This window comes from Chitinophaga sp. CF118, assembly GCF_900112615.1.
In the GTDB taxonomy this organism is placed as follows: Bacteria; Bacteroidota; Bacteroidia; order Chitinophagales; family Chitinophagaceae; genus Chitinophaga.
Map to the genome: position 1 here is coordinate 491611 of NZ_FOMK01000004.1, position 25651 is coordinate 517261.

General features: G+C 40.9%; 21 protein-coding genes. 11 read left to right on the top strand and 10 right to left on the bottom strand.

The window, feature by feature from the left end; all coding sequences use genetic code 11:
* Positions 1-19 precede the first annotated feature (19 nt).
* The 3 genes from BM176_RS18170 (at position 20) to BM176_RS18175 (ending at position 3084) form a co-directional block, all read left to right on the top strand.
* On the top strand, positions 20-1861 hold the full coding sequence (locus BM176_RS18170) for a sulfatase-like hydrolase/transferase (RefSeq protein WP_090105637.1): 1842 nt from the start codon (positions 20-22) through the stop codon (positions 1859-1861).
* 143 nt (positions 1862-2004) lie between these two features.
* Entirely contained in the window at positions 2005-2166 is a 162-nt protein-coding gene (locus BM176_RS32520; protein ID WP_177230448.1) for a hypothetical protein, read from the top strand.
* A gap of 6 nt (positions 2167-2172) precedes the next feature.
* Entirely contained in the window at positions 2173-3084 is a 912-nt protein-coding gene (locus BM176_RS18175) for a sterol desaturase family protein (protein ID WP_090105639.1), read from the top strand.
* Positions 3085-3159: 75 nt separating this feature from the next.
* On the opposite strand, the gene BM176_RS18180 is transcribed toward BM176_RS18175, so the two are convergent.
* The 3 genes from BM176_RS18180 to BM176_RS18190 are packed head-to-tail and all read right to left on the bottom strand — an operon-like array spanning position 3160 to position 4838.
* Positions 3160-3672, bottom strand: a complete 513-nt coding sequence (locus BM176_RS18180; RefSeq protein WP_090105640.1) for a GNAT family N-acetyltransferase — start codon at positions 3670-3672, stop codon at positions 3160-3162.
* Positions 3673-3713: 41 nt separating this feature from the next.
* Positions 3714-4400: a ribose 5-phosphate isomerase A gene (gene rpiA, locus BM176_RS18185; RefSeq protein ID WP_090105642.1), complete on the bottom strand. Its 687-nt coding sequence runs from the start codon at positions 4398-4400 to the stop codon at positions 3714-3716.
* 36 nt (positions 4401-4436) lie between these two features.
* Positions 4437-4838, bottom strand: a complete 402-nt coding sequence (locus BM176_RS18190; protein ID WP_090105644.1) for a winged helix-turn-helix transcriptional regulator — start codon at positions 4836-4838, stop codon at positions 4437-4439.
* A gap of 99 nt (positions 4839-4937) precedes the next feature.
* Here BM176_RS18190 and BM176_RS18195 point away from each other — a divergent pair, with 99 nt between their 5' ends.
* Complete coding sequence (locus BM176_RS18195; RefSeq protein ID WP_090105646.1) at positions 4938-5609, top strand: NAD(P)H-dependent oxidoreductase; 672 nt, start codon at positions 4938-4940, stop codon at positions 5607-5609.
* A 275-nt stretch (positions 5610-5884) separates the two neighbouring features.
* Here BM176_RS18195 and BM176_RS18200 read toward each other — a convergent pair whose 3' ends face one another.
* The gene (locus BM176_RS18200) at positions 5885-6541 is read right to left on the bottom strand and encodes a hypothetical protein (protein ID WP_143097853.1); all 657 of its coding nucleotides are present in this window, start codon (positions 6539-6541) and stop codon (positions 5885-5887) included.
* Between the two features lie 197 nt (positions 6542-6738).
* On the opposite strand from BM176_RS18200, the gene BM176_RS18205 reads away from it, so the two are divergent.
* From BM176_RS18205 to BM176_RS18230, 5 genes are all read left to right on the top strand, one after another.
* Positions 6739-7302 (top strand): Crp/Fnr family transcriptional regulator, encoded by a 564-nt coding sequence (locus tag BM176_RS18205; protein WP_090105650.1) that lies wholly within the window; start codon positions 6739-6741, stop codon positions 7300-7302.
* 508 nt (positions 7303-7810) lie between these two features.
* Positions 7811-10468, top strand: a complete 2658-nt coding sequence (locus BM176_RS18210) for an outer membrane beta-barrel protein (RefSeq protein ID WP_177230449.1) — start codon at positions 7811-7813, stop codon at positions 10466-10468.
* A gap of 555 nt (positions 10469-11023) precedes the next feature.
* On the top strand, positions 11024-11551 hold the full coding sequence (locus BM176_RS18215) for a hypothetical protein (RefSeq protein WP_143097854.1): 528 nt from the start codon (positions 11024-11026) through the stop codon (positions 11549-11551).
* 326 nt (positions 11552-11877) lie between these two features.
* On the top strand, positions 11878-12219 hold the full coding sequence (locus BM176_RS18225) for a hypothetical protein (protein ID WP_090105657.1): 342 nt from the start codon (positions 11878-11880) through the stop codon (positions 12217-12219).
* 272 nt (positions 12220-12491) lie between these two features.
* Entirely contained in the window at positions 12492-12806 is a 315-nt protein-coding gene (locus BM176_RS18230; RefSeq protein WP_090105658.1) for a hypothetical protein, read from the top strand.
* Between the two features lie 25 nt (positions 12807-12831).
* Here BM176_RS18230 and BM176_RS18235 read toward each other — a convergent pair whose 3' ends face one another.
* Positions 12832-13173, bottom strand: coding sequence for a hypothetical protein (locus BM176_RS18235; RefSeq protein ID WP_090105660.1), 342 nt, complete (start codon positions 13171-13173; stop codon positions 12832-12834).
* Positions 13174-13542: 369 nt separating this feature from the next.
* On the opposite strand from BM176_RS18235, the gene BM176_RS18240 reads away from it, so the two are divergent.
* Complete coding sequence (locus BM176_RS18240; protein ID WP_369823743.1) at positions 13543-13995, top strand: GNAT family N-acetyltransferase; 453 nt, start codon at positions 13543-13545, stop codon at positions 13993-13995.
* A 160-nt stretch (positions 13996-14155) separates the two neighbouring features.
* Here the strand turns inward: BM176_RS18240 and recB are convergent, their stop codons facing one another.
* The 4 genes from recB to zwf form a co-directional block, all read right to left on the bottom strand.
* Positions 14156-17569 (bottom strand): exodeoxyribonuclease V subunit beta, encoded by a 3414-nt coding sequence (gene recB / locus BM176_RS18245; protein WP_090105664.1) that lies wholly within the window; start codon positions 17567-17569, stop codon positions 14156-14158.
* Positions 17570-17584: 15 nt separating this feature from the next.
* Positions 17585-20767, bottom strand: a complete 3183-nt coding sequence (gene recC / locus BM176_RS18250) for an exodeoxyribonuclease V subunit gamma (RefSeq protein WP_090106125.1) — start codon at positions 20765-20767, stop codon at positions 17585-17587.
* A gap of 10 nt (positions 20768-20777) precedes the next feature.
* Positions 20778-22559: an exodeoxyribonuclease V subunit alpha gene (gene recD / locus BM176_RS18255; RefSeq protein ID WP_090105666.1), complete on the bottom strand. Its 1782-nt coding sequence runs from the start codon at positions 22557-22559 to the stop codon at positions 20778-20780.
* A 227-nt stretch (positions 22560-22786) separates the two neighbouring features.
* Positions 22787-24316: a glucose-6-phosphate dehydrogenase gene (zwf, locus tag BM176_RS18260; protein ID WP_218162233.1), complete on the bottom strand. Its 1530-nt coding sequence runs from the start codon at positions 24314-24316 to the stop codon at positions 22787-22789.
* 390 nt (positions 24317-24706) lie between these two features.
* Here zwf and BM176_RS18265 point away from each other — a divergent pair, with 390 nt between their 5' ends.
* Positions 24707-25069, top strand: a complete 363-nt coding sequence (locus BM176_RS18265) for a nuclear transport factor 2 family protein (protein WP_090105668.1) — start codon at positions 24707-24709, stop codon at positions 25067-25069.
* Here BM176_RS18265 and BM176_RS18270 read toward each other — a convergent pair.
* Positions 25047-25625 (bottom strand): Crp/Fnr family transcriptional regulator, encoded by a 579-nt coding sequence (locus BM176_RS18270; RefSeq protein ID WP_090105670.1) that lies wholly within the window; start codon positions 25623-25625, stop codon positions 25047-25049. The genes BM176_RS18265 and BM176_RS18270 overlap by 23 nt on opposite strands.
* Positions 25626-25651: the final 26 nt, after the last annotated feature.

The window sequence follows — 25651 nt, forward strand, 5'->3', positions numbered from 1 at the left end:
ATTTATATAAAACACTCTAATGAAACGTTCGATTTTTATATCCATTCTATTAGCGGGCAGCATTGCCACATATGCACAAGAGCCTTACCAGGGCAAAGTAGGCAGGACTTTTGCCGAATCTAAAGAATGGTGGCCGGCACCTCCTACACCGCCTAAAAACGCACCTAACGTCATCTGGATTTTAATAGATGATGTAGGCTTTGGCGCCACCAGTACCTTTGGTGGTATCATTCCTACGCCAACATTCGACAGCCTGGCAAACAACGGTCTTCGCTTCACCAATTTCCACACGACGGCTATCTGCGCGCCTACCCGTGCAGCATTGTTAACCGGAAGAAATCAGCACTCCGTGCATATGGGTGGTTTTGCACACGACTTCTCATCTGCCGGTTTTCCCGGATATGATGGACGTATACCTTCCAGTAAAGGCACCATTGCAGAGGTCCTGAAAGAAGATGGCTACAATACCTTTGCTGTAGGTAAATTTGGTATTACTCCGGATGAAGACAGCACTGATGCTGGTCCGTTCGACCGTTGGCCTTCAGGTAAAGGATTCGAACATTTCTTCGGGTTCCTGGGTTCTGAAACAGATCAGTACAGACCTGCTCTTGTTGAAGATAACGCACATGTTAAACCTGACGGCAGACACCTGAGTGAACAAATCACAGATAAAGCCATCAGTTATATAGACAGACAGAAAAAGGCGGCTCCTGATAAACCTTTCTTCCTCTATTATGCACCCGGCGCTACACATGCTCCTCACCAGGTACCTGATGAATGGAGAGACCGCTACAAAGGACAATTCGATTATGGCTGGGATGCCTTCAGAGAGAAAGTATTTGCCAATCAGAAAAAGCTGGGCATCATTCCTGCCTATGCAAAACTACCTGAACGTAATCCTAAAATAGCAGCGTGGAATACACTTACTCCTGGCCAGCAGAAGTTATACGCCCGTTTCTTTGAGGTATATGCAGCTTACCTGACTTACACCGATTACCAGGTGAGCAGAGTGGTGAATCATCTGAAAGAAATCAATCAGCTGGATAATACACTGATCTTTGTTGTGATTGGTGATAATGGCGCCAGCAAAGAAGGAACCCAGGAAGGTGTAATAGAATATAAATATTCTCCAAGAAGGAATAAAACACTCACACGCGCTCAGGCAGAAAAATACAATGAGGAACACCTGGAAGAAATAGGTACACCGGCTTCTGATGCTAACTACCCAATAGGTTGGGCACAGGCGGCTAACACTCCTTTCAAATACTGGAAACAGGATGCTAATTCGGAAGGTGGTACCCACAATCCTTTAATCGTTTTTTATCCTAAAGGGATTAAAGATAAAGGTGGTATCCGTAATCAATATGGACATGTTATTGATCTTCTGCCTACTACACTGGAATTTATTGGTATTCCTTTTCCGGAAACTATCAAAGGGATTAAACAGGATAGTTTACAGGGTACTTCACTGGTATATGCCTTTGATAATGCCAATGCGCCTTCCCGTCATACACAACAATACTACTACATCTTTGGCTCAAGAGCCATTTATAAAGATGGCTGGAAAGCAGGCGCTGCCCATCATCCGGATTATTTCGATCTGAATGATTACGCAGATTCAACAAGACCAGCTGTTACAAGAGATTACGATAAAGACGAATGGGAATTATACAACCTGAATGAGGACTTTAACGAACGTGTAAACCTGGCGAAGAAATACCCGGAAAAACTGGCGGAATTAAAACAATTATTTGAGGAGGATGCGAAGAAATATAACATCTATCCTTTTATAGATTGGGAAGATTTATTTAAAGGACGAACCATCAATTCCCGGAAATCATTTCTCCTAAGGTCTAAATAATTTTGAGCATGGTAATACAGGATATTCTATTACTGATCAGAAAAATCATTATCGGCATCATCATTTTTCTCATTCCTCTTTTCATTATAGGTGGTGCGTTATGGTTGATTCAAAATTTCTTTCTTAAATAAAATGCATTGAATATGAAAACAGATAAGCTCACACAACAAAAGATTTTCAGGGATGTCCTGATCAGCTTATTATTATATGCGCTGCCTGTAATATTAATGCTGCTATCTTTTAAGATAACAGGTCAGCGGCCCTGGAAAAACGCTAACAATACTATCGTAAACAAAAACAAATAGTTTTTTATGATACAATACATTGAACAGATCTTCAGAAACCTCAATGGCTGGGGATTACCACTGATCATGCTGATCATAGGCATTGTAGAATTTGCCTATGGTTTATACGAAAATCACTGGACAAAAAATGAACGGATACTGGACATCGTTTGTTTTATCTTTCCAAAGATTATAGTAAAGCCATTTATTGCTTACGTTAGCTTATTATTATTGCCCAGGCTGTTACCTGATGCTAAGAATATCTTTTCCTGGGTACCTTTCTGGTGGGGATTTGCTATCATAGCTGTAGCTGATGACCTCACACAATACTGGTATCACCGGTTACATCATCAACTACCGTGGCTATGGCGGTTCCATCGTACCCATCACTCTGCGCCTTACATGGGTATGGCGATGGCCAGCAGACAGAATTTTATTTACACCATCTTCTTTTCACAGATCTATTTAACAACTACACTGGTATATCTTGGGCTGGGTTATCCGGCGTTGTTTGTTACAGGCGTAAAGGCACTGATCACTACAGGCGCTCATTCCAGCATTAAATGGGATAAACCATTCTATACCATAAAATGGTTGAAACCGATTGGCTGGGTAATGGAAAGACTGATCTCCACTCCTGCTACTCATCATGCACATCATGCAGATACAACAGATGATGGTATCGGAAACTACAAAGGTAACTTTGGCAATATGTTCTTCTTGTGGGATATCATTTTCAAGACGGGGATTATTACCCGTCAGTATCCCAGCGGATATGGGATCAAACATTATAAACAGGAAGAGTGGTATGCGCAGTTTCTGTGGCCGATCTTTAAATCGAAGAAAGAAGGTAGCGAGCTTGCTGCGGATGGGCCTATGGTAGGTGACGCTGTACCAGAACAACAGATAATACTTGGTGAACCGGCATTTCAGAAATAGGTTAGTATACCGGAAAATAAAACAGGGTGTTCAATAGTAATTGGACACCCTGTTTTATTTAGTTCGAAATCTTTTTTATTTAACAACTTTCTCCATTTCTACCAATTCCAATGGCTCCTTAGGAGTGCCGATGTCAGCATTAACCGGAAACGGCTGCAATTGACCCGACTTAATAAACCCACGACGTTCATACCAGTTAATAAGTTCAACCCTTGCACTAATTACCGTAATAGTGATCACAGTACAATGGTGTTGTTTCGCAAAATTTTCAGCCTCTTCTAATAAAACTCTGCCTACCCTCTTATTTTGAACATTGGGCAATACACTTAGCATGCCCAGATACAGTTTGGAACCTTTAAGTTCAAGGTATACAGTACCAATTATTCTATTTGACTCATCTGTTAATTTAAGAATTGTTACATCTTTTTTATCCAGATACTCTATTAACATTTGTTCGTTAATCCTGGTTCCTTCAAGAAGATGGCCTTCGGATGTCCATCCTTTTCTTGAATCCTCCCCACGGTACGCGCTGTTAATTAAATCAGTAAGTTCAGTCACATCCGTGAGGCTAATTTTCTCTATCGTCATTTGTTTCGCAAGGTTATAGTTCTAAAAATAAATTCCATTCGCTAAAGAGGATAGATGTGCTTTATGCCATTGTCTCCGGATATTACTGCCTGATGCGCCATCTTGTAGAACATTGAATGCCCGACAACCCCTGGAATCATTTTTACCTGGATATCCAGTTGCTCCAGATCAGGGAAAAAGTCAAAATGTATGTCAGCCAGCATATTACCATTGTCCGATATCAGCGCGCCGTTCTTTTCAGTGCTCATACGCTGAATAAATCGCGTTCCCGGAAACAACAATGGTATCTTCCTACTTACAATTCCCAACGCTTGTGGCAAAAATTCTATTGCTAATGGATACATTGGATTCAATGTTTCCTGAAATTTACCGGCATCTCCCAGTAATATAAATTTGTCTGCAGCCCCTGCCAGCAGCTTTTCCATGACGTGAATGCCTCCACCGCTCTTCAATGCATTCAGTTGCCTGTCAAATACATCGCAACCATCGAAGTAGATATCAAGCTTGCTGATAAGCGAAGGTGCTACCAGTTTGAATCCTTTAGCGTGTAATAGAGCGGTGGTCTCGAATGATGAAGAGGTAACAGTGAGTGATTGCATCAGTTGTGGATCATCAGAAAGCTGCTCTGCCAGATAGGCAATTGTTTTGCCACCTCCTAATCCAATTGTCAGTCCGGCGCTGATCATCGCCGCAGCAGCTTTCGCCGCCTCCTGTTTGTGGTCTGTCATCTGTAACGCGGGGATTTGCCAATAATTTTATAATTTTTATGTTCTTTCAATGTAACCTGTTGCCTTCAGACCGGTGTGGTCGCCAAAATTCTCGCGATGGGTCTCACCCCAACTTTCCATTGCATGCCAGATCGGGCTCAGCACTTTTGCTGATTCCGTCAGTTCATATTCCACGCGCACCGGCACTTCAGGGTAAACTGTACGAACAATAAGATGGTTTTTTTCCAGCTCCTTCAGCTGCAAAGTAAGCATACGTTCAGTAACATTGGGGAGTTCCTTCCGTAATTCGCTGAAGCGCTTCCTTCCCATTCCCAATTTATAAAGAATCAACATTTTCCAGCGCCCGCCGATCAGATCAAGGGCATAAACAACTCCGCAGAAGTCGTTGAGCAGTTGCCGGTTAAGACTGTTTGTCGAATTTTCTTTTCTCCGTGACATACATTTTTGTTCGTTGCGTACAATGGGTTGCACTTTACAAAAATAACGAAGGCGAACCTAATTTTGTGCAATCAGTTTCATAGAAAATCAATTTTATAGATGAAAGTATTTCTGATTTATGCACATCCTGAGCAGGAGAGTTTTAACGGCGCGATGTTCGGTAAAGCCCAGGAGACCCTTTTACAGGCCGGACATGAACTGCGTATCTCTGACCTTTACGCCATGAAATTCGACCCGGTTTCGGGAAAGAATAACTTTACCACTCTTGAAAACCCTCATTTTTTCAAACAGCAATTGGAAGAACTGCATGCAACTTCCAAAGGGGCTTTCGCATCGCACATTTCCACTGAACAGGAAAAGCTGGAATGGTGCGACCTGATGATCTGGCAGTTTCCGCTCTGGTGGTTCAGTGTGCCCGGAATACTGAAAGGCTGGGTGGATCGTGTATTTGCGATGGGTCGTGTTTATGGTCAGGGAAGGATTTACGAAACCGGTGTTTTCAGGGGAAAAAAAGCGCTGCTTTCACTTACCACCGGCGGTATGCCAGATCATTACCTTAAGGATGGTTTGAATGGCGATCTGGGCGGCATTCTGCGCCCGATACAACGGGGTATCCTTGAATTTACCGGATTCTCCGTGCTTGACCCTCATGTAGTGTATGGGCCAGCAAGACAAAGCCAGGAAGAACGGGAAGGAGAACTGTTGCGCTGGCAGGAACGATTGCTGACCATTTCTGCAGAAACAGGCATTGAGGTTGGCCACTACCGGTAGGGCTGTTCGTCCGCCACAGCGACTGCTGGATTAGGTCTTACAGACAGGAATGCTAAGCTAACTCTCCACCTAAAAGCCTTAAATCATCTAAAAATGATTCGGTTTTTTATCACCAGGTTCACAAGAGAACAAGGAAATGATTAATCGTGTCCTTGTGCTCTTGTGAACCGATTTAAATTGATTTCAGATTTCCATTGAATGTTTTTAGTAGCAGGTTGCCTCATTTGTCTGACTGTTTAATCAAATAGAATTGTTTAAATCCCTGAACATATTACCTACCAAGGCTCTTTAGTAAATTTTATCGTTTGCAATAGATCCATTTCTTTTTTCATAAAATCTGTTCCGATAGTATCCTTTTTTTCTGTTATCAATTCAAATTCAAATGTTATATCCATCATTCTTACTGATGTCACCGCTGTTAGTTTATAGCATTGCCTGTGCAACTGTGGAATGTATCTACTTGTGGCACTTACGGCAAATGGCCGGTCATATATCTTATATAACGTATCAAGAATAATATCCGTTTCTGTTCCGCGTACCTTCATTTTTTCCTGAAAGCTCTTCCCGACGGAAGATACCCAGGTAGTATCAACTGTCTGTACCATAAAATGTGGTGAATAGATGATAGTGAGACAATCTACTGAGTCCAAAGGTACTCTCCAGAACCAACCATTTTCCATATTTATTGGCAATATTTTAGGTTGAAAGCGGCACTTGATTTTATCACAACTCTTAGTATCAGAATAATGTATCCATGCGAAGGAAGTATCATAGCGCTCTGGAATATACATGGTAAATGCTCCCAAACTATCTATCAGTGTTACAACCACTTTCCTTACATTAGCCGGGGGGATGAAGCTGTCTGTTGATATTGAGGGATGGTAACAGCCCATGAGTAATATTATTGTGACAATAAGGAAAATGGATTTCATACTGCATTTGGATAATAATATTTACATTGATGTACTCTTGTCTTGTAATGTAATTATAATAAGTGATATTATTCTATAATTACAAACTGGTTTTCCCTTCATGCGTCTTCTATTCAAAAGCCATGATTAACAGCCCCCCTTGAGATTTTTACTTCGCAGCCACAATATGTATATTCGCTTTTCAATTTGAATGACTTATGGATATAGACTACATAGTAGACAATATATATCCGCTACCGGAAAAATCGAAAACGTTACTGAAAGAAAACATTTACGAAATAACCTATCCCAAAGCACATGTTTTATTTAAAGTGAACAGGATAGAATCAAAAGTGTATTTCATAAAGAAAGGTATAGTGCGGGCATATGCCAATCCGGATGATGAAGAAATAACTTTCTGGTTTGGGAAAGAAGGTGACGCAGTCATTTCCATGAAGAACTATGTTGAAAACAAAAAAGGATATGAAACCATAGAATTGCTGGAACCATGTGATCTGTACGAGCTAAATACGGAGCATCTACATAAGCTATTCAATGAAGATATTCATGTCGCCAATTGGGGCCGAAAATTTGCCGAGCAGGAACTGATAAAGCTTGAAGAACGGCTTATTTTCAGGCAATGCAGAACAGCTATGGAACGCTACAAAGAACTAATGGCAACCGATCCCGAATTACTTCAACGGGTACAACTTGGTCATATCGCTTCTTACCTCGGCATGACGCAGGTTAGTTTGAGCAGGATCAGGGCTGAATTGAAATAAATGGCTTATTTTTTTTATTCCATAATTGACTGAAGTTTTGCTTTGTCTATAAAAGCATCCATAACAGATACGAAGAGGGTTCTGTCCGCAGGGAACAATAAATATGATGCTGTCTCTTTTTCTTCGAGTACCTGATGGAGACCAACAGGCATTTAAGCAATTCTTAAGACGCTCATTAATTTTTGATACACCTCGTAAAAAATTTTATCATCAGGATAACTTAAAAAAGCTCTTCTTGCATTAAAAACCATTGAAATAAAATTTTGGAAGTGATATATACTTTTGTAATTTGGTATCACAAAAGCAATACAGAAACCTTTATACCATTATGAACCCATCATCATATTTAAACTGAAGGTGATAACTGAAACCTCTATGTATACACTAAATAATCCGGAACATCTTGATTAACTGAATTAATAATAATAGTTAATCCCACCTTTACATGTTAACAGCAGGTACTCTTTACTTGCAAATGGTTGACAAGTACCCAGTGACACACATTAAAATGAAATTATTAAAAACCATACCCTCCCTGCTTATTCTGTTGCTAACTACCCTGTTAGCTGCCGGCCAGCAAACGGGGGCCGTGAATGGTACGTTATCCGACACAACCAACCATTTACAATTAAAGAATGCTTACATTTCATTGCACCGTACAAGTGACAGTAGTATGCAACGTTCCTTCTTTTCTGGTGAAAACGGGGTTTTCAGCACTGGTGAGATACATTGGGGAGCGTATTACCTACGCATTTCTTATACAGGGTATGAAACGCTCAAAATCCCTGTTACCCTGGACAAAGCACAGTCACAAATAGACCTGGGTACCATTTATATGTCATCTAAGACAATGGTATTAGACACGATTGTTATCCTGGAACCTCCTATCGTCCTGAATAAGGACACCCTGGAATATAATGCCAGCAGGTTCAAAACCCGTGATTATGCTGCCTTAGAAGATCTGCTAAAACTATTGCCAGGCATACAATTGAATTATGATGGATCCATTACTATTAATGGACAGGTTGTGGACCAGCTGATGGTAGATGGCAAACCATTTTTTGATGGCACCCCGGCAATGGCCCTTTCACATTTACCGGCTGATATTGTAAAAAAAATACAGGTATATGCCAGTAGCACAGCATCTACTACCGGCATTCCACCACCACCAGGATTTCCTGGTCCTAAAACACTGAATATTATATTGAAGGCTGATAGAAGAAAAGGTAGCTTCGGTAAATTAATGGCAGGAGCAGGTTCCGGAGGAGCATATACCAGCAATGGAGACCTGAACCACATGAATGGTGCCCAGCAATTTTCCCTGATAGGTAATGCTGGCAATGTGGAAAAGGATAAAGGAGGAAACGTCGGCTACGTGACCAATGGAATTACCCGTAATATTAATGGAGGCATTAATTACCGGGATAGTCGCAGCGAAAAAAACAGTATCACAGGTAGCGTACTTGCTAATAATGTTTATACCAAAAATACACAACGCTCTCATTTACTGAACATATTCCCGGATGATTTATCCACAATACAGGATCAACAAACACAATCCGAAGCTCACGTTGATTTTCAACAAATCAACCTGAATCTGGAACAAAAATTCAATAATAAGGATGTTTTCCTCTTCCAACCAAGAGTAACGGTACAGCATTCAAATAACAATAGCAGGCAACAAAGTTTGCAACGCTATGAAAGCTCAGGTGATACTATTTACAGATCCAGTGGTAATACAGCTACTCATGGAAACACGACCATGCTTTCTTCACTGATACAGTATTCCCATAACTGGAAAAAACCCGGCGAAAAGCTCACAATTGCCATGAATATATCCGGCAATAATGGTATTAATAACGGAACCAGCAACACAACAACCATTTCGACTGTCGGTACCACAACCCTAAACCGACATTCTACTTCAAAAAATGGCACCTATACCCTTGCGCCTTACGTAAACTTTACAACACCTATAGGTGAAAAGAACGTATTGAACGTAGCGGGTAACTATACTGACAACAAGAGTACTATGAGATATCAGGTATATCGCTTTAATGACAATAGTCATCAATATGATATACAGGACACCACGCAAAGCAATAATTATAAGACGGACTATAAAACTGCAGCGATGCAATTCTCTTTCAGCAGGCAATGGAAAAGGACGTCATTTACCGCCGGTACCGGCATACAATCTGACTGGCTTGAAGGAGACAATGAAAGCAATCATACCAGTATAAATAGCCATTTCTTCAATGCACTACCATCGGCCATGCTTACCGTAAATCTTAATAATATGAAGAACTTACAAGTCTCTTATAACGGGAGGCCAACAATGGTATCTGTGGAACAATTGCAACCCGTCTCTATGACGTCCGACTCTTTATATATATCAGAAGGTAACCCTAACCTTAAACAACCTTATGCACATACGATGAACCTGATTTATAATGCTATTAATATCAGTAAAAATAGTTTCTTTTCTGCCACTCTAATGGGCACCATTACACAAAATTCTATCCAGCAATACAATACCATGCTGAATAATGGTGCACAACTTACTAAACCGGTGAACCTGGAGGGAGCACATGTCATTAACCTTGTACTGAATTATGGATTAAATGCCATTAAAAAAAAATCTATTCTCAACATTTCAGCCAATGCCTCATACAATAAAAGCCCGGTAGTAAGTAATGGAGTTAGGAATGATAGTCGCATCATCGCTGCCATGACGAATATTACTTACGATTATCAACAAGCAGAAGGCTTTAATCTCACTGTTCGCATCTCGCAAGGTTACAATGCGATGCAAAGTAAATTGGGGACAAACCAAAATTATTTTACTACATCCCTGGGTACCAAGGCTGTTTATTTCAAGGGAAACTGGGAGACTTCGATAGCGGCTGATTATAGCTATAATACCAGCTTGCCATCTAGCTATCAGCCCAGGTACCCTATTACAGTTCCCAGCATTGCTTTTCGTATACTAAATCATAAAGAAGGACAGATCAGGGTATCAGTAATGGACTTATTTAATCAACAGTCTGGTGTGTCCAAAACGATTTCTTCATCAATGGTATCTGACTCATGGACACAGACCAGGGGACGTTATATAATAGGTACTTTCACCTGGAATTTTAGAAAGTTCGGTACTAAGAAATGATGTTAAATAAAATTTATGATTTTACTAAAGATCGTATAATACTGAGATTTTTCATATGGAGAATACAGGTTCTGATTATCCTTTTCTGCCGGCAGAAGAAACAAAAGTTCAGTTACAATGAATGAAATAAACTTTTGCATATGCTACATAGTTTTTGTAATTTAGTTGCACGAAACCAATATAAAAATACCAATCCGGAAACCCATCATCTACGTTAAAAGTAAATGATAATTGAAACTCTTACTATTATGCATAAACAACCATTATTAAGAACTTCATAAATAATTACCAAAATTATATATAATTTACTCCTCTATAGAAGACTATAATTTCTGTAAGGGAACCTAATACCTATTCATCATTAAAGAATAATACTTCCCTGCTTTATTCTCTTGTTGTGAATTTGTACTGCCATATTTCATAACGCTACAAGGCATTATAACAATTTCATTTTTTGCATGAAACCCTCATGTACCAACAATCCTTTTCCTGAAGCCAGGAACGATAATTATTTTCCGGATTTCTTCACAAAATAATATATATCACATGAAAAAAATGTTGTTAGCACTCGCAGTTAGTGCATTCGTTTGTTTTGGCGCCCATGCACAGACCATTAAGTGCTATGTGCAAAGGTCTCCCTTTGAAGTAACTCCCAATGTAACTATAGAATCTTCTACTCTTTATGTACTATCTCAGCAGAGAAATCCAGCTACTGGCGATAATAAAACTCTCGTATACCCAGTATTAAGCACTACTGGGTATACAGGGTTAATTACTCCAGTCTATTACTGGGTAGCACCAAGTACAACCTACCAGTTAGGTATTTTCACTACCGGTAGCCTAACTGTAAAAAACACGGCTACGACTACCCGTTCCTTATATGTAAGGGTAGGTGTCTGGATATCTAATGCAGGAGGTCTATACCTAAGATGGGCAACCTCTGAGTCGAAAACCTTACCTCCTAATCAAAGCGGTTATTTTACGACACCTATGTCGGGGGCACAATATACCTCACTAAATTGGACTACTTCACCTGGAGCCGATGCGCCAACAGCAGTCTTGATAGAAGTAATGGAGAATTAATGTTGGTTTAAACAGTTATACTACTACTGCCCATCGTATAATTCACGATGGGCATTTTTTTTTGCGCTATTTTATTATGCAACTACTGATGCCAATACTTCCTTCCTTTCCAGTAGCAATGACAATACATTTTTCAATAACTAGTAAAATTTTTGATTTGAAGGCATTTTTAATTCCATTTTTCATTCTATTATTCCCTTTCCTATTTAATTATCAAATTAGAACTGGGTTCGATATTTTCCAAAAACTCCTTAATTCATCCAAAATTGACTCAACAAAATAATAAGCCATTTATTTATATTTGTCTAAATAGCAGCGCACAAAATATGAATGATTTATACCCCGAACTTGAAGATTATATTTATCAGTATTGTCAGAAATTTCAAACCAAAGATGAGTTAATGGCGGGAAAGACGGTTCTTTACAACCTTAAAACTCAGTCCGAAACAATGCTTTCGATGATGCGGAGAAAAGGATGGATAAGTGACGATCCGGTAATACTGGATATGATAGCGGATGGTCGTGATGCGCTAAAAAGCAGGATAGTGAAACGGATCTGGAACGAACATCAGCATGAATTATCATTAAATCTTTGCCCTGCGTGTAATAAAATTACCAGATCCCCAAATGCCAGTCAATGCCGCTTCTGCTTTCATGACTGGCATTGACTTGAATTCCTCTTTTTCCTATTTACATCCAATCGTGATGTATGTTTGAGTGTCGCAACCCAAACATATAAACTATTGAGGGCTTAATCGTACCCTCCACAACAGGGCTATTTCCGACTTTCTACAAATATGGAAAATAAAACATTTTTACGCTGGGAAAATGAATAAGTTTGGGTTACCTCCGGGATACAAGCTTGATTACAATTTACTTACAGGACTAGAATACTTGATATTCCTTATCACCACCTCTGTAATCTTATCCTTAGCATCACATGTACCCTCCTTCTCCAATTGCTCTCAGTATCATATTCATAGCTTACACCAGAAAGCTTCAAACATTGCTCGAACATCACCTAATCGATGTATTACATACCTGGATATTCCCCGTGACACTTGGTAACGGGAAAAAACTTTTTGAAGAAAGCACGCAAGCGCAAGGATGGCAACTGACAGATGCTACTATATCAACAACAGGTGTTATTATAGCAAGCTATGTACCCGCTGGCAACGTAAAAACCGGTTCATTCGTACCAGATAAGGTAAGCGAAGCAGAAATAACCAGACGCAATAAACTGGCAAAAGAATAGTGATACCGGAGAGGGTTTAAACAGCTTAAAGATTATACCCCAGCTGTGTAGCCTGATTCTTAAACCACAAGAACGTAAGTACGCTTAATACCAGAGACAGGCTAACCATTACCCAATAAACTACACGCTGCCGGGGTAACATCTGGTCGGGCTTTAAGCTGGGCGGGCGCAATATCAGCAGGTAAAGGCCAAACACTACTAAAAAGGGGCCAATGCCTACGCCTTTCAAAGAATAGGTTAGGTTATCCTGCTTCTTTGCCATGGCCTCCAGGATACGCCAAATAAAGAAATAGATAAAACCAATGCCCGCGACAAGGCTTATTACCCCATAAAGAATGGATTTATTACTGGTTGGCTGATTGTTCATAGTTTTATTAATTTGTCAACAATGCCGACAATATACAGCACTCAGTGATATCATCCAACACTACCTCCGGAGTTTCTGAGGCGCAAGTCACATAAAAAGGTATTTTTAATAACCCGAGATTTATATCTTTGCAGTATAAATAAACGCCTCTGTTTACTACAACATTAATCAGGCAGATCACTTTGCCTGGAATTGTATAACAATAGCCTTTAACCCAAAAGGCAGTTTCAGATCACTTTTTAAAGTGATCTAGAATTTTATTGTTTTACATAATTCCAATATCAAATGTTTTTTATTGAATCTGAACGGTTAAAATTAATACCGTTAACACACGAGTTATTACAACTTTGTTATACTAACCGCGCTGCTATGGAACAATGCATAGGATTAAACATCTCTACCATGCAGGTAGCGCCAGACTATCAGGCAGAGATTGATGATGCCATGCTCAATTTCTGGCTTCCCAAAACACTGGAACATCCCGATAAATATTATTGGTATACCAGTTGGGAGATCGTATTGAAAAGCACCAACGTCTCTATTGGCGGTATCGGCTTTGCCGGTTACCCCAACGAGGATGGTGAAACACAGGTTGGTTATATGATCGATGAGCTGCAGCAACGCAATGGTTATGCCACAGAGGCCTTACAAACCATTGTAGAATGGGCCTTTCAGCAAGACGAAGTTAAGATCATCATTGGCCAGACGCCTTCAGATAATTTAGCGTCGCAGGCAACATTGCTAAAGAACGGCTTTGTAGCCGATGGCGAAAGTGAAGAGAGATTGCTGAGGTTTAAGCGGGTAAAGAGCCTTTCGCTATAAGCGTCTTGATTTGTGCAGGTATAGCTATTATAGCTAAGAAAAGGGATAGTCAATTAACTATCCTTTTTCTTTTGTATTGCGCGCTGCTTCGATAATAACAAGCTAGTACATATTGAACAGGTTGGATTTGTCCAATGACAAAAAGAGAAGAGATAAGTTATCAATCCAGATCAGATAAAATATCTTCCAGCTGCAATATTTTATGTAACGGAGGTTTGCATGTAAAAATTCCCGTATCAGTATCATTCCGCATTCCTCTTACAAAAAGATAAATCACTCCTCCAAACTGTTTTTCGTAGTTGAAATTTGAAAGACGGGTTTGCAGGTATTTTTTAGCGGCAACAGTATAGATAAGATACTGCAGATGATAATTGCTTTCATTCATTGCATCTGTTAATACTTCCGGCGCATATTCTTCCAATGTATTACCCAGATAATTGGATTTCCAGTCGAGAATATAATACTTACCCTGATGCTCAAAGAACAGGTCCATTTTCCCATTCATGATGCCTTCCAGTTCCTGACTATTATATTCGCTGAACCGTTTAGCTGCAATATTCATATCCGGATCAGATAACGCATTCAATATATCCGGCGAAAATAATCCCACGGGAAAGTCGAACTCAAACTCTGCAATACATTTATACCAGGCAACGGCAGACAATGGAAATCCATGTCCATTTACCTGTATATCCGTATTAAAAACATGGTTCATGAGCTGGTGCAACATCGGTACATACTGCTCCTGCTGACCAGGCAGAAAACGACGGACCGCCTCATTTAGTAGTTTATCCCAACGCGTATCATCAGAGAAGCTGATAGTCTCGAAAATGAAGTGCAGCAGATTGCCCGTTTTAGCCCCGCGTTTCAACGTATGGAAGATGAAGGTGTCGTATATATCATCCTGCTCCTGCGAGCGACCTATGGGGCTCTTTTCAATCTTTGCTGCCAGCATAGTATAACTCATCTTCCGCCAGTTGGCCTGTTGCAAGGTAAAATGTACCGGTGCCGGCTTAGATGCTGCAGGGAGGGATTTTTTCTTATAACCACCTTTCGGTGTAACCGGCTCCACATCTTCAAACTGGATCAACCCTGGTTCTGTTGCATTTAACGCTTTTAAGAAAGTAGACAGTGTTGATAATTTATTATTGGTTGCGTTATTCTTAAAGATGTAACATTTGTAAACAGCCCGCGTAATGGCTACATACAATAAACGCCGGTTCTCCTGCTCTGCCTGTTGCTGCTGAATGGCAAGCTGTTCTTCAGACATCCGGCTTCTTTCTGCTCCCAGGTAATCGCCGGTATCGGGATCACGGAAACTGATAAATTCAATTTTTTTATTTTCTACAAAATCAAGATAGGGTGCCATTACAATTTTGTATTCCAGCCCTTTACTTTTATGAATAGTAACGATCTTAACAGATTCTTCATCGCTTTCCACACGCTGTTCATATTCATCTCCTTCTGTTGCCATCCCGTCAATACCACGCTTCACCCAGGAAATTAGTTCCGGCATGGAAAAATTCTTCCGGCTCTGTACCTGGTGCACCAGTTCTATGAGTTGGAAAAAGTTAGCAATGATCCGCTCACTGCTTTCACCGTGCGATTGTGATAATGCACTCCTGATGCCAAAGTCTGCCACAAAATCCATCAGTGCGGTATAGATGCCATCCTGCTGCCAGCGATCCTTGTATTTGGTAAAAAGACTTAAGGTGGCTTCATCATCCAGTTTAAGAATAGATGTCATATTCAGCCCGGTTAAAGGAGATAACATGGCCCGGTTGATAGAAGATCTGTTTGGCTCAGCCATCGCTTCCATCAGATACAGCAATTGTTTTGCCTGTTCCGATTGCAATACTTTTGAATCGTCGATAGTCACAGCGGGAATACCCAGTATTGACAACTGCTCTTTCACCTCCCTACCCTGTTGTCCTGTACGGACAAGGATACCAATATCAGAAGGAGTGATTCTTCTTTCATCTCCTTTTTCACCAATGGTATAAGTTTCGTCCTCCAGGAGGATCGCTACCTGGGCAGCTATAGCTTTACCCAACCCTTTGTTATTAGGAAACTGAAAAATGGAAATAGGCACATCTACTTCCCCGTTTTTGAAAAGATATCCTTTATTATTGTTCTCCGGACTATCTACATGGATATAATTAATTGCATGCTGTTCTCCGCTGAAATGAAAGGTATCAAACCCTTCTCCCGGCAGGAAGAACTTATTCATAGCACCGATGAACGTTGAAGAAGAACGATAGTTCTTATTCATACTATACATATGCTCTACTTTTTCCCTTGCCTTGAAATAAGTAAAAATGTCTGCCTTACGCCAGGCATAAATACTTTGTTTGGGGTCGCCGATATAAAACAGGACCGTATTTGTACTAAAGGCTTTTTCAAAGATCTCGTATTGCAAACGGTCTGTATCCTGGAACTCATCTACGAATACTGCTTTATATTTGTTGCGCAACGCCTCTTCCAATGCAGGGTTTTCTCTTTTTACGAGCGCATTGTGCAGATTCACAATCATATCATCGTAACTCAGCAGGTTGTTCTTTTTCTTGAACTCAGCTACCCCCGCAGATACTTCCCTGATAGCCAGGCAATGTAAACGGCGGCTTACTGTTTCTGTAATCTGACGCCCTTCCTCCGCTACCATTTCACAAGCCTCTATTCTTTTCAAAAGGTCATCTCCGTAAACCTTTTTAATATTCTCCAGTCCTTTTTTCTCTGTTAAAAATGCGATGAATTTCTGCGGAGATGCAATAAGGGGTACTGCATTTGTCTGCGCGTATTTATTCTTCTGGCTATATGCTGTAATCTCTTCCGCATGGTCGGTAATGTACGTTACCAGGTCAGCCTTCATGTCTGCTTCTTTCAGTTGCAGTGCATCCAGTTGCTGCTCCCATTTTATTTGCTCTTCCGGTGTAATGGCATATGCGGATTCCTCATCATACCCAAGGTATCTTTTACCACTCAGGTGTTCATCCAGTGCATCATTTAATCCATCCATCCGCAGGCCATCCTTCCACAACTTTTCCAACAGCTTTACGCTGATAGTAGTTACATTCTTACGCCAGAATTTCCGCATCTCCTCTTCCACCAGCGGTTTCACATCCTGGATCATTTCTGCACCAAAAAGCTGGTCGGTTTCAAAGGCAAACTCATTCAATGTTTGCTGACAAAAACTATGAATAGTCAGCACAGCTGTTTCGTCCAGCAGCAGCACAGCATCTTTCAGTTGCTGCCTTACCGTTGTTATATCCCTGGCAGCAATAGCCTGCTGTACCAGTGCTTTGATATTATCATCCTTGATTTCTTTACCCAGACTTACTTTGTAAGCAGTACGAATAAAAAGGCGGATACGCTCCTGTAATTCCGCCACAGCAGCTTTGGTGAAGGTCACCATCAAAATCTCCTTTACAGATAATTGTTTTTCCAGGATCAGCCGCAGTAAGAGGATGGCGATGGAATATGTTTTACCTGTACCCGCGCTCGCCTCAATCAGGTTACTGTTTTCCAGTTCCACTGTTGCAGCATTAAACTCGCGGTATCTGTTCTTTTCCGTCATTAGTTTACTGATCTTTTAAGCATAATAACCAGGAAGCAGTTCTTCCAATGGTATAAGCACTTCTTCACAAATAGCTTTATATGCGTCAAGAACGGATTCATCCGAAAAGAATCCATTCCTATATTCCAGTATGATATAAGGGTCTGACTTGACGGCCAGCTTATCTGCTACTGTTTTTGTGAATTTCTCAAAATCCAGTTCCGCAATCTTTTCCGGTACTATTTCAAGATCCGGATAAAACGGCGCTATTTTTTCCATGCCGGCTTTATATATTTTAACGATCCTGGTGAGCCGTTCCATTGCTTCTTCTTGTTTTAATTCCACCGCTTCAAATACATTTTCCTTTTTCCCGGCCGAAATAAAAAACAAGCCTTTTAATACACCGGCGGCTGTACCGGCCAGGTAACGGATATAAGCATCTACCAGGTATTTCGATTCTGCCTGTGACCAGGATAACTCCACCAGTTTATTATTAAAAACACCATGCAATACTCCTTTGATAACACTTTTATCAATAGTTAGTTCAACCGGAACGATCTGTTCTTCTGCTCCACTGGTAGTGATTTCATAAAGACCACGGATAGGGTCTATCATCTCTTCTACCAACTTCAATGAAACGTCTGCCATATTCTTCAGGGGTAATTTCCCTGTTTTAACCAGCTTCTTTTTCAGTTCCTTCATCTGCACGGCATTTAGCGGCAGTAAACGACTTTTCAACGACCACTCCTGCAAATTATTCAGGTCAAACATTTCCTTATCGCGCAGCAATACCGGGGTATCATTATAGTAAATACCCAGTACTTTATTGTAGTATGTTCTAATGGGATTTCTGAAGAAACGCACCAGATCTTCCAGCATTATTTCTTCAAAACCAAATGGTTCTATTACCTTGTCTTTATTTGTAACCGCTTTCTTTTCTGTTACAGCAGTATTTAAGTAGTTATACAAAAGACTGCCCTTTGTACTGTATTTCGCACTGAATCCCTGCAGGGGATGAAGTGTGACCAGCTTCTTCCGCACGCCTTCAGGTTCTTCCATACCAGATTCTATATAGTCTATCAGTTCGTCCACCAATGCGGATGGAGGGATCCCTGTATTGTCTTTCGCACTCTGACCAACATAACTGATATAAAGATATTCCCGTGCAGAAAGAAGGGTTTCAAGAAAGAGGTGTTTATCATTCTCCTTTACATTTCTATCGCCGCGTTGTTTGTCTCTTTCCATCAGGTTGAAGCCTGAGCTATGCTCCCGGCGGGGGAATTTATCATAGTTCAATCCCAGCATAGCAACTACCTTAAATGGAATACTACGCATGGGAATAAGTGAGCAGAAGGTGATACCACCATTCACAAATAAACCGGAACGCGTGGTAGCTGTGAGTGTTTCCAGAAAACTATGTCCAAACACATCGAAGCCAACTGTATCGCTCATATATTCGTTGAGCAAGTTATAATCAGATAGTTGCTGCATGAGTGTGTTATAGTCTTCATCCGTATCTTCTTCCGGTTCATAGACCATGTTATGCAACACACTTTCTATATAAGCTACCCACGATGTAATAGAGCGGTCCTGCTTTTGTTCCTGAATTACCTGCATCAGGATTTCCACAAAATGGCAGAACCGGATCACCTCCTGTCCGGCACTACCTTCTAATATATCTAATGGAAAAAAGCTGTCGGCACCTTCGCCATACTCTTCTCCTCCGCTCATACAGATACCGTACATAATCCTTTTAATGCCGTACTTCCAGCTCACCAGGTAGGTTTCATCTTCCTTTGCGCCTTCCATTCCAAAGCGGATATTAGCGGCATCTACTACCTGACGTATCAATGGAACATCATTGATAGCAAAGCGTTTTCTGATGTATGAAAAATCAAGCAGTTGTAATACTTCTTCAGCTTTGAAATTATCTTCATTCATATGCAGAATGGCATGCAGAGCATTGAAAAGATTATCACTGTCTGCATAGCTTTCATCTGCTATTGTATAACGGAATTTATAGGGTGCGTTATTAAATACCGCCTTGATGTAAGGCGCATACGCATCAATATCACTCACCATTACGACTATATCCCGGGGAGAAAGATGTTCCTTCTTTTTATCTACCAGGTATACCAGGTAATTGTACAACACTTCTACTTCACGTGCTACGGTGTAGCAGGCATTCATAGTAATGGAGCCGTCATTCAGATCTGCCGGTGAGAGCCTGTTTCTGTTGGTAGTGGCGCTGTTAAAAATATCGTCCTGAATTTTGTGTAGCAGGCTATCCGGTTCGGGAGGTACCAGCTCACTGTCATCGTAGGCATTCACAAATTCATCATGTTTAAAGAACAGTCCGAAGGTATCCTGCACTACTCTTCCCCATCCTGACACCAGTGGATTTCCGGCGTTTTCGGTATCTACATCTTTCTTGCCTTTATGCCGCCAGCGGGCCAGTTGTTTTTCGCTTCTGTCGTCAAACCAGTAAACGGCCGGTGAGGGATTGATGATGTGAAAATACACATCAATATATTCAGAAAGATCATACAGGATCTTGACGTGATAGGCGGTGATGATAGACAAACCAAAGAGATGAATGGCTCTCATTCTGTTGGATAAGGCTTCTCTCTCATCAGGATTTCTCAATGCCTCCAGGATATGTTGTCCGATGATGGTTTTATCCGGCAGGCTATTATCAGAAACAATTCTGGCTTTGATCCAGAGGTATTCCTGCCAGTCGTCCTCCCCTACTTCTTTTAATGATTTCCCATTCCACTCCCGGATCATTTCCGGACGATAGATCTGGTACTGGTCGAATAAATCCGCCGCCTTTTTCGCTAATCCCATCCGCTTCAGATCCTGATCTGTACCACTGTTCAGATAATAGGCAGCTACGGTAGGATATTTATTTGTAAAATCGCTTTCACCCAGCAGTTTAAATAACAGCCAGGTAAGGTTTTGTGCAGAGAGGATTTCCGTATACCTGCCACCCAGCAGGTAATACAGCTGGTGAATCAGATCGTTCGGTTTCAGAAAGCGGCAATTGGCTGCGATACCCAGATGCGAAGCTATCTGCAGTTTCAGCCAGTTGTTCATCCCTTCTGTTTGCGTAACAATCAGGTGTGGCTCAAAGACACTGTTCTGCGCTTCGTGCAGACCGAGTGACAAGCCCTGCGACAAACTTTCCAGTGAATTAGAAACCTTTAAATATAATGCCATATCTGATTTATCAATCTTCAACAAAACGGTTTGCAATACCCGATGCCCTTTCTACAGAATGCGCTGCGGCCTGTAACATTACGGCTTCGGATGATTGTACATATACCATAGTCCTTGCCCTGGTAACGGCCGTATAAAGCAACTCACGGGTCAAAATGGCCACGTTGGTAACTGCGGGCAATACCACTAATACCTTATTGAATTCAGAGCCCTGGCTCTTGTGGATGGTCATAGCAAACACTGTTTCTGCTTCTGTTAAATAGCCCGGTAACACTGCCTTTAATTCACCGGTACCATCTTCAAACCAGGCCATTAATACATTGTTCTCATCCATCCGGATAATACCAGTATCTCCATTAAACAAATTATGCTCGTAATAATTACGGGTGAGGATAATGGGTCTGTTCTCATAAAATTCTGCATTGATCTTAATCAGTCTTTTATCATGCAAATATTTTTCAATGGTTCTGTTGATGGCGTATAATCCCTGCTCTCCTTCTCTCACTGCACAAAGCACGCGCAGTCCATTCATTTTATGTAATGCTTCCCGGATATCTTTTTCTTTGATAAAGTCTTCGTAGCCTGATACAAATTGTTCAAACAATTCTTTGGAATAATCCGGGTCTATTACTACCTGCTCATCATTACCGGTGTGCAGAAATTCTTCCAGCACCGGTATATCATTTCTGATGATGGCCTTACTAAACTTTCCGATTCCTTTATGGCCGGTAAAGCGATGGCTACGACGCAACTCTACCAGATGCTGGAATAAAGGATGAGTTGTATCAGTACTGATCTGGCTATCCGGAATATGGCGCCGTTGATCTGTGATAAATGAGTTGATCAGCGCAAGCCTGTCGGCCGAAAAAAGATTCAATGTGTCCTGTGCCTGGCAAAGATCACCGAATAAACTGCCTGCTTCTACAGATGCCAGCTGGTCTTTATCGCCCAATAAAATAAGCCGGGTATCCGGACCAATAGCATCCAGCAGTTTTGCAAACAGGGCAATGTCTATCATAGAAGATTCATCCACGATTACCACATCAGCATTCAGCGGATTCTCTGCATTGTGATGGAAATAGGGACTATCTTTTTTAGATTTCAGCAAGCGGTGGATAGTACTGGGACTAAGATTCTGCAATTTCTCCGAGAGTTCATCTGCTACCGGTAAACGGGTATTACGCAGACTTTCAGCCATCCTGGCAGCGGCCTTCCCTGTGGGAGCCGCCAATGCCACCTTCAACGAAGGAGCTATATTGTAAAGGATAGCCAGTATTTTGGCCACGGTAGTAGTTTTACCCGTACCCGGGCCTCCGGTAATGATGGTAAAATTATTCAATACTCCTGTGATAGCAGCCGCCAGTTGCCAGTCGGCTGGTGCATTATCATCCACCACATCATTTGAATCAAACAGGCTAAGGATTAATTCTTTGTGTTTATTTAAAATAGCCAGTCTGTTGGCCAGCAGTGCTTTTTCTGTTTCCAGGAACAGGTGAATACGTTTTAAAAATGTTGTTTCGTAACGAAAAAAACGTTGCAGGTATAAACGATCCTGATATAAAACAAAGGGTTCTTTATCACTTCCGTTCAAAGCAACAAGAGGTACTGCCTGTAACGGTTCACTACCGGTGATCATATTGGTGCAATAGTCCGGCAATTCCGTCAGTTTATCTAAATGCAGGCAGATGTGTCCTTCGCTGATCTTTTTAGAGAGAAGATAAGCGTAAGGCTTCAGCACTGGTATATTGAAATATTCAGCAAACTGCTGGTGAACATCATTTATTGTATGCATGCTGTGCAATAATAGTATTGTTTAATCACTCTCCGAACGAATGGCTCCAGGTGTTATTGCGGGGGTGCATCATGACATCTTGATTTTGAACAAGTCTTACCATGAGGTGTGCCCCCACTAAATGGCAAGTACCTACATAAAAGTAAGATTAATAAACAATCAATCGCAAATAAAAAGCCGGTTATTCCAGGGGAACAACCGGCTTTTACTTATTAAATCAGTATGTTTTATTGTGCACTTTTCAGGTTAGGAATGGCCTTTTCCGTTTTGTTAAACGGTAGTTCATACCATTCTTTTGCATAAGGCTTTAACAAAGTGCTGGCAGCGGTAGGTCCGCAAGTACCTGCTTTGTACATATGCAGGTCTTTAGCGGGGAATTTCTCCCAGGCCTCCAGGATAGGCATTACTACCTTCCAGGCAGCTTCTATCTGGTCTGCACGCATGAAAAGCGTAGCATCTCCATTCAGCACATCCAGTAACAGGGCCTCATATGCTTCGGGAATGGTTTCTGTATAAGATTCCTTATATGTAAAGTCCATTTCTACCGGTTTCAGTTTCATTTGCAGTCCTGGTACTTTACTTTCAAACAGCAAACTGATTTCCAGTTCCGGCTGAATGCTGATGATAAGACGGTTAGGAACAATATCATCCTTAAAAATCTTATGCGGAGTATCTTTAAACTGCACCACTATGACCGACGACTGTGCGGGTAAAGATTTACCTGTGCGCATGAAAAACGGAACACCTTTCCAGCGTTCATTATCAATATAGAGTTTAGCTGCAACAAAAGTTTCTGTTTTGGAAGTTGATTGTACCTGCTCTTCTTTACGATAAGCTTCTCTGGGCTGGTCATTAATGGTACCTCCGGTATATTGACCACGGATCACATTCTTAAATACCTGTGCGGTGGTGTAAGGCTTTACACTTTTCATCACCTTCGTTTTAGCATCCCGGATCACCTCAGATTTATATGCTTTGGGACATTCCATACCCACAATACACAATAACTGCAAAAGGTGGTTCTGGATCATATCACGTAAGGCACCACTGCTATCGTAATATCCACCCCGTTTACCCACACCTACCTGTTCTGTAACACTGATCTGGATATGATCTATATATTTTCTGTTCCACAGAGGCTCAAACACAAAGTTTGCAAAACGGAAAGCCATAATATTCTGTACGGCTTCTTTACCCAGATAATGATCTATCCTATAGATCTGCTTTTCTGTGAATCGTTTAGCTAAAAAACGGTTTAGTTTCTTAGCTGTATCCAAATCGGTACCAAAAGGTTTTTCTATCACGATCCGATCCAGGGAATCGCGGTTGCATAGATTATGTTTGTATAAGGCCTCAGCAATGATTTCAATAAAACGGGGAGCTATTGCAAAGTAAAAGATCCGGGTACTGTTTTGTTCGTTCTGTTTTTCGAAGGCTTTTAACTTTTCGTCCAGGTTCTCATAAGTACCCTTTTTCAGGAAATCGCCCTGTATATAAAAAAGCCTTTCAGCAAATTCATTCCATTTTACCACATCCGCAACCCCACTCCGGCTGAATTCATTGATCCCTGCAAGCATGTCTTTTCGGAACTCTTCCTGATCAACTTCAAGAAAATCAACACAATAGATAGTAAATACCGATGGAAGATGATGATCTGTAAACAGATTATATAATGCAGGAATCAGCTTTCGTTTCGTCAGATCTCCTTTAGCCCCGAAGATGGTAATAGCTGCGGGGTACTTTTTTACTTGTTTCATAATTGCTGAGCTAATTAAATTTAATGGTAATTCGTACATAAAGATCTGGTACTATTCGCAGATCTTCACATCCTTGCATTTAATTTAGACAAATTTAACTATTATTAAACCATACAAATGATGGTTTCTGTTGTATAAATCATCTGCTTTGGATGAGTTATATCTGCCACAACAAGTGTGGAAAGTATTACCCCAGTTACAGCAGGCTCTTCGAAGGGAATTCGCTATATAATGGGAGGTATTCCTCTGGCATGGTTTTTAATTTATTTTCATTGTTGATAATGTCTGAAAAGGGTAGTTGTTAAGAGAATCGGGAATGTACCCTTATCAGCAATAAAAGGCCTCCGATAAATTCGGAGGCTTTTTAATTTATCATAAAAATAATGCGATATGGAAAATCATAGTGTTTATTCTGTAGGTACTGCAAAGGAGGTAGTGCTGGCTCTGATAAATGCCATCAATCATGAAGATTTCCAGGGTGCCAGGGCGTATGCAAGTACTGATATGCAATTTCAAGGGGTACTTGGGGCCCACTATGGTGCGGAGGCCTATTTTCTGGATATGGAAAAAATGAAATTAAAATATGATATTAAAAGGATTTTTGCAGATGGCAATGACGTTTGTCTTTTATATAATCTTGACATTTCAGGAGTGACCATATTTAGTTGCGGATGGTATCATGTGGAAGATGGCAGAGTAAAATCATTGAAAGTAGTGTTTGATCCCCGCCCTATCCTTGAGAAGAAGAAGTAGCCTCCTTTAATAACCGGTTCAAACTTCTCACAGAAATCCCCATGTATTCGGATAGGTCTTGTTTCGTAAAGGTGATTTGCTGTGCATTCAGAGCGGACAACAGCTGAGGCAGGATCTGAGACAGGGTATATAATTGTTGCCTGGCTCCTTTTATTGAAGAATTTGATACCCGTGTGGCCAATAGTTCAACAATAACAGCGCTGAAATCGGGCATTGTTTTCACAAAATGCATGAACTGCACATTACTCATAGTGTAAATACTCACCGGTGTTAATGCCTCCACTGAGCAAATAGCACGCTGATTCCGGATGGCTTCAATTTCACCCACAATTTCTCCTTCGCCCAGAAATTCAAGGATATAATCTTTCCCATTATCCTCTGTAATAAAACACTTTGCAATACCAGACTTGATAACGCAGATACTCAGGCTTTGCTGATCCTGGTATATCAGCTTTTGCCCGGCATAGAGTTCCCTAACCATAATAGCATTTTTAGATCCTTCCTTTTCTGACAAGGCTTCCATTAAATGCAGTAATTCCAGATTTTTTCTAATCATATCTTTAAGTGGGACAAATGTCCCGG